General features: G+C 66.9%; 9 protein-coding genes. All 9 read left to right on the forward strand.

The features are described 5' to 3' along the window. Nucleotides 1-4 precede the first annotated feature (4 nt). The gene (locus ACRWNM_RS34125) at nucleotides 5-565 is read left to right on the forward strand and encodes a F0F1 ATP synthase subunit B (RefSeq protein ID WP_431972290.1); all 561 of its coding nucleotides are present in this window, start codon (nucleotides 5-7) and stop codon (nucleotides 563-565) included. Nucleotides 566-662: 97 nt separating this feature from the next. After that, on the forward strand, nucleotides 663-1,472 hold the full coding sequence (locus tag ACRWNM_RS34130) for a F0F1 ATP synthase subunit delta (RefSeq protein ID WP_431972291.1): 810 nt from the start codon (nucleotides 663-665) through the stop codon (nucleotides 1,470-1,472). 67 nt (nucleotides 1,473-1,539) lie between these two features. Beyond that, nucleotides 1,540-3,177, forward strand: a complete 1,638-nt coding sequence (gene atpA, locus ACRWNM_RS34135; protein ID WP_431972292.1) for a F0F1 ATP synthase subunit alpha — start codon at nucleotides 1,540-1,542, stop codon at nucleotides 3,175-3,177. 51 nt (nucleotides 3,178-3,228) lie between these two features. Beyond that, nucleotides 3,229-4,200: a F0F1 ATP synthase subunit gamma gene (locus ACRWNM_RS34140; protein WP_431972293.1), complete on the forward strand. Its 972-nt coding sequence runs from the start codon at nucleotides 3,229-3,231 to the stop codon at nucleotides 4,198-4,200. A 25-nt stretch (nucleotides 4,201-4,225) separates the two neighbouring features. After that, nucleotides 4,226-5,674: a F0F1 ATP synthase subunit beta gene (gene atpD / locus ACRWNM_RS34145; protein WP_357407918.1), complete on the forward strand. Its 1,449-nt coding sequence runs from the start codon at nucleotides 4,226-4,228 to the stop codon at nucleotides 5,672-5,674. 6 nt (nucleotides 5,675-5,680) lie between these two features. Next, nucleotides 5,681-6,058 (forward strand): F0F1 ATP synthase subunit epsilon, encoded by a 378-nt coding sequence (locus tag ACRWNM_RS34150; protein WP_431972294.1) that lies wholly within the window; start codon nucleotides 5,681-5,683, stop codon nucleotides 6,056-6,058. 186 nt (nucleotides 6,059-6,244) lie between these two features. Further along, nucleotides 6,245-6,667, forward strand: coding sequence for a DUF2550 domain-containing protein (locus ACRWNM_RS34155; RefSeq protein WP_431972295.1), 423 nt, complete (start codon nucleotides 6,245-6,247; stop codon nucleotides 6,665-6,667). Between the two features lie 95 nt (nucleotides 6,668-6,762). After that, on the forward strand, nucleotides 6,763-7,338 hold the full coding sequence (locus ACRWNM_RS34160) for a cob(I)yrinic acid a,c-diamide adenosyltransferase (protein WP_431972296.1): 576 nt from the start codon (nucleotides 6,763-6,765) through the stop codon (nucleotides 7,336-7,338). A gap of 90 nt (nucleotides 7,339-7,428) precedes the next feature. Continuing rightward, nucleotides 7,429-8,709 (forward strand): UDP-N-acetylglucosamine 1-carboxyvinyltransferase, encoded by a 1,281-nt coding sequence (murA, locus tag ACRWNM_RS34165; protein WP_141807119.1) that lies wholly within the window; start codon nucleotides 7,429-7,431, stop codon nucleotides 8,707-8,709. Nucleotides 8,710-9,012 lie beyond the last annotated feature (303 nt).

Genomic DNA, 9,012 nt, shown 5'->3' on the forward strand with positions numbered 1-9,012 from the left:
TCCGATGTACGAGTTCGCAGTACTCGCAGCAGAGGGCGGAGAGGATGTGAATCCTCTCGTCCCCGAAACGTACGACATCGTCTGGTCGGTGGTCTGCGTCGCGATCATCGCGGTGCTGTTCTACAAGTACGTCATCCCGCGCCTGACCAAGGTGCTCGACGAGCGTGCCGACAAGATCGAAGGCGGTATCGCCAAGGCCGAGGCCGCGCAGGAAGAGGCACAGCTCACGCTGCAGCAGTATCAGCAGCAGCTGGCCGACGCCCGCCTCGAGGCCGCGCGCATCCGTGAGGACGCGCGCACCCAGGGCCAGCAGATCCTTGCGCAGATGCGCTCGGAGGCCCAGGCCGAAAGCGACCGCATCGTGGCCTCGGGCCACGCCCAGCTGGAAGCCCAGCGCCAGCAGATCCTCACCGAACTGCGCTCCGAAGTCGGCCGCACGGCCGTCGACCTGGCCGAGAAGATCATCGGTCAGTCGGTTTCGGACGAAGCCAAGCAGGCGGCCTCGATCGAGAAGTTCCTGAGCGAACTCGACGAGACCGACGCCGGTATCGGGGTCGGAAGGTAACCATGTCTGAGCGGGTCAACGGCCGGAGGCGGAAGCGGAGCGTAACCACGCAGGCCGTCCCGTCCAGACGAGATTGGATACAGCGAAAGTGAGAAGCATGTACGCAGCGAGCCGCGAGGCCAGCTCCCGGTCCCGGGAGGCGCTTCGGGCCGCTCTGACCGGAAGCGACAGTGTTGCCGCCACGACGGGCTCGGAACTGTTCGCCGCTGTCGCCGTTCTGGACGACCAGCGTTCGCTGCGTGTTGCGCTCGCGGACGTGTCGGTGCCCGGTTCGGTGCGCGCCGAGCTGAGCGAGCGGGTCTTCGGCGGCAAGGTCAGCCCTGCCACCCTGGCGGTGCTGACCACCGCGGTGGCCCAGGACTGGTCGCGGACCTCCGACCTGGTCGACACTCTGGTGCTGCTCGGGCAGGAGGCTCTGCTGGAGTCGGCCGCCGACAGCGGCAGGCTCGACGCGGTCGAGGACGAGCTGTTCCGGCTCGGCCGCATCGTGGCCGACAACCCCGAGCTGGACCAGGCTCTTTCGGACCGCGGCAAGCCGGCGTCGGCCAAGCGCGAGCTGGTCGCCGGCCTGCTGTCCGGCAAGGCCGAGTCCATCACCGTGACCCTCGCGGAGCAGGCGGTGGCCCGGCAGCGCAACGGCATCGGCGTGGCCTTCGACGAGTTGTCCGACCTGGCCGCCGCCCGGCGTGACCAGATCGTCGCGCACGTGAGTGCCGCGATCGCCCTGACGCCGCAGCAGCGGGAGCGGCTGGCCGCCTCTCTGCAGCGCATCTACGGCAAGCCGATCACGGTGCACGTGCAGGTCGACCAGAGCCTGCTGAGCGGGCTGGTCGTGCGCGTCGGTGACGACGTGATCGACGGCAGCGCCACCGGCCGACTGGAGCGGCTGCGCCGCGAACTGGCGTAGCCCGGCTCAGCCGGCCCCGGCGCCAACCACCGACATTCGAGACCCTTACAGCGAGAGCAGGAAGAACATGGCGGAGCTGACGATCTCCTCCGACGAGATCCGTAGCGCGATCGAGAGCTACACCCAGAGCTACACCCCCCAGACGTCCATCGAAGAAGTCGGTGTCGTCACCGACACCAGCGACGGCATCGCGCACGTCAGCGGCCTGCCCTCGGCTATGGCCAACGAGCTGCTCGAGTTCCCGGGCGGCGTGCTCGGCGTGGCGCTGAACCTCGAGGACCGCGAGATCGGTGCGGTCATCCTCGGCGAGTTCGCCGAGATCGAAGAGGGCCAGCAGGTCCGCCGCACCGGTGACGTGCTCTCGGTTCCCGTCGGCGACAAGTTCCTCGGCCGCGTGGTGAACCCGCTCGGTCAGCCGATCGACGGCCTCGGCGAGATCGAGGCCGACGAGCGTCGTGTGCTGGAGCTGCAGGCCGCGTCCGTGCTGGAGCGCCAGCCGGTCGAGGAGCCGATGGCCACCGGCATCACCGCCATCGACGCCCTGACCGCGATCGGCCGCGGCCAGCGTCAGCTGATCATCGGCGACCGCAAGACCGGCAAGACCGCCGTCTGCATCGACGCGATCCTGAACCAGAAGGCCAACTGGGAGTCCGGCGACCCCACCAAGCAGATGCGCTGCATCTACGTCGCCATCGGCCAGAAGGGTTCCACCATCGCGGGCGTGAAGGCCGCGCTGGAGCAGCACGGCGCGATGGAGTACACCACCATCGTCGCGGCCCCGGCCTCCGACTCCGCCGGCTTCAAGTGGCTGGCCCCCTACACCGGCTCGGCCATCGGCCAGCACTGGATGTACCAGGGCAAGCACGTCCTGATCGTGTTCGACGACCTGACCAAGCAGGCCGAGGCCTACCGCGCCATCTCGCTGCTGCTGCGTCGCCCGCCGGGCCGCGAGGCGTACCCGGGTGACGTCTTCTACCTGCACTCCCGTCTGCTCGAGCGTTGCGCCAAGCTCTCCGACGAGATGGGCGCCGGCTCGATGACCGGTCTGCCGATCATCGAGACCAAGGCCAACGACGTCTCGGCGTTCATCCCGACCAACGTCATCTCCATCACCGACGGCCAGGTCTTCCTCGAGTCCGACCTGTTCAACAAGGGTGTCCGCCCGGCGATCAACGTCGGTACCTCGGTCTCCCGTGTCGGTGGCGCCGCCCAGACCAAGGGCATGAAGAAGGTCGCCGGTTCGCTGCGTCTGGAAATGGCGCAGTACCGCGAGCTGGAGGCGTTCTCCGCCTTCGCCTCCGACCTCGACGCCGCCTCGCTGGCGCAGCTCGAGCGCGGCGCCCGCTGGGTGGAGCTGCTCAAGCAGGACCAGTACTCCCCGGTCGCGGTCGAAGACCAGATCGTGTCGATCTTCCTGGTCGACGCCGGTTACTACGACTCGGTTCCGGTCGCCGACATCCGCCGCTTCAACGTGGAGCTGATCGAGGACCTGCACCGCAGCGCGGCCGACGCGTTCAAGTCGATCGAGGGCGGCAAGGTCCTCGACGCCGAGAACGGCGACGCCATCAAGGCGGCCACCGACAAGTTCAAGCAGGGCTTCCTCGCCTCCGACGGCAGCCGTGTGGTGAACGAGGCGGAGGCGGGCGAGCTGGACCACGAAGAGGTCGAGTCGCTGTCCGTCACCCGCAAGCACGTCGAGAAGTAATCGGGCGAGCAATGCGCTATTGGAATCTGGCGAATGAAGGGAGTGTGAACCGTGGCAAGCTTGCGTGAATTGCGCTCCCGCATTCGTGGTGTGAATTCGATCAAGAAGATCACCAAGGCCCAAGAGCTGATCGCGACCTCGCGAATCTCCAAGGCCCAGGCCAGGGTCGCGGCCGCCAAGCCGTACGCGGAGGAGATCACCAAGGTTCTCGCCGAGCTCGCGAGCGCGTCGAAGAACCTCTCCCACCCGCTGCTGACCGAGCGCCCCAACCCGCGTCGCGCCGCCGTGCTGGTGATCACCAGTGACAGCGGCATGTGCGGTGGCTACAACTCCAACGTGCTCAAGCGCGCCGAAGAGCTGATGACCACCCTGCGCGGCGAGGGCAAGGAGCCGGTGCTGTACGTGATGGGCAACAAGGGCCTGACGTACTACACCTTCCGTAACCGCCCGCTGGTCTCGTCGTGGACCGGTTTCTCACAGCAACCGAAGTACACCGACGCCTCGGCGGCCTGCCACCACCTGGTCGACGCGTTCATGGCGGGCTCGGAAGGCCAGGTGCCGCATCCCCACGGGACCGGCGACATCGAGGGCGTCGACGAGCTGCACATCGTGTACACGCGGTTCGTGTCGATGTTGACGCAGACCCCGGAGGTGCGCCGGCTGGCGCCTATCCAGGTGAGCTTCGTCGACGAGAACTTCGACATGGGCGCGGACTCGTTCTCCGATTCGCCCACCGCCGAACCGCAGGCGCAGTACGAATTCGAGCCCGACGCTGATGTACTACTGGCGGCGCTGCTGCCGAAGTACGTGAACACGCGTATCTACGCGTCGTTGCTCGAGGCAGCGGCATCCGAGTCCGCGGCTCGGCGCACCGCAATGAAGGCGGCCACCGACAACGCCAACGAACTCGCCAGCGTGCTTCAGCGCGAGGCGAACTCGGTGCGGCAGGCCCAGATCACGCAGGAAATCAGCGAAATCGTCGGCGGCGTGAACGCGCTGGCGTCGAGCTCGGACCGCGACTAGAAGCGCAGGAAGAGAACCAATCCAAATGACCGCAGCTGTCACTCAAGACAACACGAGCCGGACCGGCGCCGCCGCAGGCCGCGTCGTCCGGGTCATCGGCCCCGTCGTGGACGTCGAGTTCCCGCGTGGCGCGATCCCCGAGCTTTTCAACGCTCTGAACGCCGACATCAAGCTCGCGTCGGTGGCCAAGACCCTGACCCTCGAGGTCGCCCAGCACCTCGGCGACAACATCGTGCGCACCATCTCGATGCAGCCGACCGACGGCCTGGTCCGCGGCGCGACCGTCACCGACACCGGCAAGCCGATCTCGGTGCCCGTCGGTGACGTCGTCAAGGGCCACGTCTTCAACGCCCTCGGCGACTGCCTCGACGCGCCGGGCACCGGCCGCGACGGCGAGCAGTGGGGCATCCACCGCAAGCCACCGAGCTTCGACCAGCTCGAGGGCAAGACCGAGATCCTCGAGACCGGCATCAAGGTCATCGACCTGCTGACCCCGTACGTGAAGGGCGGCAAGATCGGTCTGTTCGGTGGTGCCGGTGTCGGCAAGACCGTTCTGATCCAGGAGATGATCACCCGTATCGCGCGTGAGTTCTCCGGCACCTCCGTGTTCGCGGGCGTCGGTGAGCGCACCCGTGAGGGCACCGACCTCCGCCTGGAGATGGAGGAGATGGGCGTCCTCCAGGACACCGCCCTCGTCTTCGGTCAGATGGACGAGCCGCCGGGCACCCGTATGCGCGTCGCCCTCTCGGCCCTCACCATGGCCGAGTACTTCCGCGACGTGCAGCACCAGGACGTGCTGCTCTTCATCGACAACATCTTCCGGTTCACCCAGGCCGGTTCCGAGGTGTCGACCCTGCTCGGCCGTATGCCCTCCGCCGTCGGCTACCAGCCCACGCTGGCCGACGAGATGGGTGAGCTGCAGGAGCGCATCACCTCGACCCGTGGTCGGTCGATCACCTCGCTGCAGGCCATCTACGTGCCCGCCGACGACTACACCGACCCGGCCCCGGCGACCACCTTCGCCCACCTCGACGCGACGACCGAGCTCTCCCGCCCGATCTCGCAGAAGGGCATCTACCCGGCCGTCGACCCGCTGACCTCGACCTCCCGCATCCTGGAGGCCTCGATCGTCGGCGACCGGCACTTCGCCGTGGCCAACGAGGTGAAGCGGATCCTGCAGAAGTACAAGGAACTGCAGGACATCATCGCCATCCTCGGTATGGACGAGCTCTCCGAAGAGGACAAGGTCCTCGTCGGCCGCGCCCGTCGTCTGGAGAAGTTCCTCGGCCAGAACTTCATCGTGGCCGAGAAGTTCACCGGTCAGGTGGGTTCGGTCGTGCCGCTGGAGCAGACCATCGACGACTTCGACCGGGTCTGCAAGGGCGAGTTCGACCACTACCCGGAGCAGGCGTTCAACTCCTGCGGTGGTCTCGACGACGTCGAGGCGGCCGCGAAGAAGATCGCCGGAAAGTAGTCACCGATGGCAGAAATGTCAGTCGATCTCGTCGCCGTAGAGCGACTGCTCTGGTCCGGACAGGCGTCGTTCGTCAGCGCGCAGACCACCGAGGGCCAGATCGGCATCATGCCGGGCCACGAGCCGCTCCTCGGCCAGCTGGTCGAGGGCGGCACCGTGAACATCGTGTCCACCGATGGCGAGCGGATCGTTGCCGCCGTGCACGGCGGTTTCTTCTCGGTCACCGCCACCACGGTGCGGGTCCTGGCCGAGTCCGCCGAGTTCGCCGGTGAGGTGGACGTCGAGGAGGCACGCAAGGTGCTGGCCGACACGTCCGCCACCGAGGAACAGCAGCGCGCGGCGCAGGCCCGTGTGCGCGCGGTGGAGCAGGTCGCGAACGCCTGAAGACCCTGACGGGTCGTGTACATCCCCATTGTCGGCGGCGAAGGTATCTTCGCCGCCGACAATGGTATTCAGCCCCAGGTGCTCACCCGTTTGTAGACTCGTGTTTGAATGTCGCAACGGATGGGTATCCGCCGCGGTTCGTGACGCGGATGCCGAGCGAAAGGACGGACAGCATTGCAAACCGGGATGGTTGTCTTGATCATTCTGGTGCTGCTGCTGGTCGCATTGGCGTTGATCTCCGTCTACCGACTGATCATGCTGCGCCGCGGCGGGACCGCCGCGATCCTGCGTGTGCTGCCCGCGAACGGCGGCCAGGGCTGGCGGCACGGTCTCATTCGCTACGACGAGGACCGTCTCGTCTTCTTCAAACTCACCAGTCTCAAGCTGGGCCCGGACGCCACCATTCGGCGCCGTGGCATCGAGGTCGGTGACCGTCGCGGACCCCGCGGCGACGAATACGACATCATGACCGACGAAATCATCGTCACCGAGGTGGCCGACGCCGAGGGCAACTACGAACTCGCGCTCGACCGCGGCGCCCGCGCGGCCTTCCTGTCCTGGGTGGAATCCCGCCCGTCGGACCGCACCCGCCGTATGCCTGGTCTATAGCGAGCGGAGAATCGCATGAGCGAGCGTCAGCGAGTGATTCATCGACACAGCGTGCCAACGCGCGCGACGTGGCCGAGCGTCAGCGAGGACGCGTCGTGAGTGTTCATCTGACGCGGATCTACACCAGGACCGGTGACGACGGAACCACCGGGCTCAGCGATTTCTCGCGTGTGTCGAAGACCGATTCCCGCCTGGTCGCCTACGCGGACTGCGACGAAGCCAATGCGGCCATCGGGGTCGCGATCGCCCTCGGCGCGCCGGACGAGCACCTTCTGACGGTGCTGCGCCAGCTCCAGAACGATCTGTTCGACGCGGGCGCCGACCTCTCCACCCCCGTGGTGGCCGAACCCAAGTATCCGCCGCTGCGCATCACCCAGGACTACATCGACCGGCTGGAAGGCTGGTGTGACGAGTTCAATGCCGAACTGGCGCCGCTGAATTCGTTCATTCTGCCGGGCGGCACTCCGCTCGCCGCGCTGCTGCACACCGCGCGCACCGTGGCCCGGCGCGCCGAACGCTCCGCGTGGGCGGCCGTCGCGGCGCATCCCGAGGACACCAGCGTTCTCCCGGCGAAGTACCTCAATCGGCTCTCGGACCTGCTCTTCATCCTGAGCCGGTACACCAATCCCGAGGGCGACATTCTGTGGCAGCCCGGTGGCGGCAAGAAATAGCCGGGATATCGCCCCTTCGGATCGTGTCGGAGCACACCGGGATCGCGTACACGCGCGTGCGCATCGTCGACGGTGGATAAGCTACCCAGTGTGAGCGAACGGTTTCTGGTCACCGGGGGCAATCGGCTCGTCGGCGAGGTCGCGGTAGGAGGCGCTAAGAACAGCGTCCTCAAGCTGATGGCCGCAGCCCTGCTTGCCGAGGGCACGTCGACGATCACGAACTGCCCCGACATTCTCGATGTGCCGCTGATGGCCGAGGTGCTGCGCGGGCTGGGGTGCGAGGTCGTCATCTCGGACGACGCACCTGGCGACCGTTCGGTGGTCACCATCACCACGCCCGCGGAACCGAAGTACCACGCGGACTTCCCCGCCGTGACGCAGTTCCGCGCCTCGGTGTGCGTGCTCGGTCCGCTGATGGCCAGATGCAAGCGCGCGGTGGTCGCGCTGCCCGGCGGCGACGCGATCGGTTCCCGTCCGCTCGACATGCACCAGGCAGGCCTGCGCCTGCTCGGCGCGACGAGCGAGATCGAGCACGGCTGCGTCGTCGCGCGCGCCGACGAACTGCAGGGCGCGCGGATCCGGCTGGACTTCCCCTCGGTCGGCGCCACCGAGAACATCCTCATGGCCGCGGTGCTGGCCGAGGGCGAGACGGTCATCGACAACGCGGCGCGCGAGCCCGACATCGTCGACCTGTGCAACATGCTGGTGCAGATGGGCGCCCGGATCAGCGGCGCGGGTACCTCGGTGCTCACCATCCAAGGCGTGAAGCGGCTGCGCCCGACCGATCACCGGGTGATCGGCGACCGCATCGTCGCCGCGACGTGGGGGATCGCCGCGTCCATGACGATGGGCGACGTGCGCGTCACCGGCGTGAACCCGAAGCACCTTTCACTGGTGCTGGACAAGCTGCGTTCGGCCGGCGCGCGAATCTCCTTCGACCTGGACGGCTTCCGTGTCGTACAGCCGGAGCGTCCGCGCGCGGTGAACTTCTCGACCCTGCCTTTCCCCGGTTTCCCGACCGATTTGCAGCCGATGGCCATCGGCCTTGCCGCCATCGCGGACGGCACGTCGATGATCACCGAGAACATCTTCGAGGCGCGGTTCCGTTTCGTGGAGGAGATGATCCGGCTGGGCGCCGACGCCCGCACCGACGGTCACCACGCGGTGGTGCGCGGTATTCCGCGGCTTTCCAGCGCGCCGGTGTGGTCGTCGGATATTCGGGCCGGCGCGGGTCTGGTGCTCGCGGGTCTGGTCGCCGACGGCACCACCGAGGTGCACGACGTCTTCCATATCGACCGCGGTTACCCCAATTTCGTAGAGCAGCTGCAGGCATTGGGCGGTTTGGTGGAGCGGGTCGGGGCGCCGGATTGATCTTGTCCGCGGTCCAGAACGATCTTGTCCGCAGGCGGTGTTGATCTCCGGTCGTCGAAAACCCGTATTGACCAGGCGATTTGACATCGTGAACGCAGACACGTAACTTTATTCAAGTCAGAGCGACACGGACACCGACCCGGAGCCGAGACGCCAAGCCGAGAGGCTGGGCGCGGACCGGGAAACGAGGTAGTACGAGGAGCGCCTGACGGTCACACTAGCTCGATTGGGACCCCGATTTGGTTTCGGGTTACTGGCCGCGCTAAGCTGTAAAAGTTGCCTCACCGATTGATCGGGGTTAAG

The sequence above is a fragment of the Nocardia sp. bgisy134 genome (assembly GCF_965341865.1).
Classification (GTDB): domain Bacteria; phylum Actinomycetota; class Actinomycetes; order Mycobacteriales; family Mycobacteriaceae; genus Nocardia.

What these genes read in the sequence shown, in the direction of transcription:
- ACRWNM_RS34150 (WP_431972294.1), top strand. Translation starts at nt 5,681, where the DNA reads ATGGCAGAAATGTCAGTCGATCTCGTCGCCGTAGAGCGACTGCTCTGG.
- atpA (WP_431972292.1), top strand. Translation starts at nt 1,540, where the DNA reads ATGGCGGAGCTGACGATCTCCTCCGACGAGATCCGTAGCGCGATCGAG.
- ACRWNM_RS34125 (WP_431972290.1), top strand. Translation starts at nt 5, where the DNA reads ATGTACGAGTTCGCAGTACTCGCAGCAGAGGGCGGAGAGGATGTGAAT.
- atpD (WP_357407918.1), top strand. Translation starts at nt 4,226, where the DNA reads ATGACCGCAGCTGTCACTCAAGACAACACGAGCCGGACCGGCGCCGCC.
- ACRWNM_RS34130 (WP_431972291.1), top strand. Translation starts at nt 663, where the DNA reads ATGTACGCAGCGAGCCGCGAGGCCAGCTCCCGGTCCCGGGAGGCGCTT.
- ACRWNM_RS34155 (WP_431972295.1), top strand. Translation starts at nt 6,245, where the DNA reads ATGGTTGTCTTGATCATTCTGGTGCTGCTGCTGGTCGCATTGGCGTTG.